This is a genomic window from Parendozoicomonas verongulae (assembly GCF_009711465.1).
Classification (GTDB): Bacteria; Pseudomonadota; Gammaproteobacteria; order Pseudomonadales; family Endozoicomonadaceae; genus Sansalvadorimonas; species Sansalvadorimonas verongulae.
The window spans coordinates 1,318-2,413 of the sequence record NZ_SMME01000796.1 but is presented as its reverse complement, the minus strand read 5'-3'; positions in this window follow the sequence as shown (position 1 = coordinate 2,413).

Sequence of the window (1,096 nt, the reverse complement as noted above, 5' to 3'; positions counted from 1 at the left end):
GGCCTGTCCCCTGTGTGGATGCGCTTATGTTTGGTGAGATCGCTGGAATGGGTGAAAGACTTGTTGCATCCTTTCTGGTCACAGACAAAGAGCCTGCCCTCCGTGTTGACTCTTAGCGTGTACATACCATAGAAACCCACAGGCCTATCATCGTCAGTTCGAACCTGAAGCTCTCTGTAATACTTACGTAGCCAGGCATTTAAGTGCGGAAACCGGGACGGAAACAGGCCTCCCGAAGGAAAGGGGGAGCAGTGCACGAGGTGGTGTTTGGATGTTCTGTCGATGACGCAGGATGTTGTTTCATGGGGATGGATATGTGTGCTGTTCGCAGGGTATATAGCAATACTGCCTGTCGATATTACATCTAATGACCGTAAATGAATGATGTGCAGAGGCCTGCTCTTGTCCTCTGATGCATAGGTGGCAGACGCATACAGGCTGATCACTGTGCAAAGAATGGTGACAATAAAGTTCAGTCTGCAGAACATTCCCATCCTTCCCATAATAAGGAACAAAGAAGATAGCAACGTAGCTGGTGCCCTTTGATTATACTGGTGTTCATTGCGCTGCCCGTCTGTCAAAGTCACAGATAACGGGGTGAGGTGGGATTGGGTGAAAGACTTGTTGCACCCGTCCAGGCCAGGTGAAAGACTTGCTGCACCCGTCAAAGTCGACATAGGGTCTGTCTCCTGTGTGGATGCGCTTGTGTCTGCTGAGATGACTGGATTGGGTGAAAGCCTTGCTGCATCTCACAGACAAAAGGCTTGTCCCCTGTGTGGATGCGCTTGTGCTTGATGAGATCGCTGGACCTGGTAAAGGTTTTGTAGCATCCGTCCTGATCACAGACCATCACGGGAGATTTTTTTTCATCAAATCTTAGCGTGCGCATCCTGGAGGTGTTCGTGGGCAGCTGATCACTGTCAGACTGAATCTGATTTGCTTCAGTAAGAATGCCATCTGTATCGAGTACGCACTCCCCTGCACTGGCGCAAACAAAGCTCTGAAATACATCATTCTGCTCCAGGCCCGCCAACTCTGGGAACAGGGTGTCCAGAAGGGGAGGTGAAGAAGGAGAAATACATAAAATGTCTGGAGC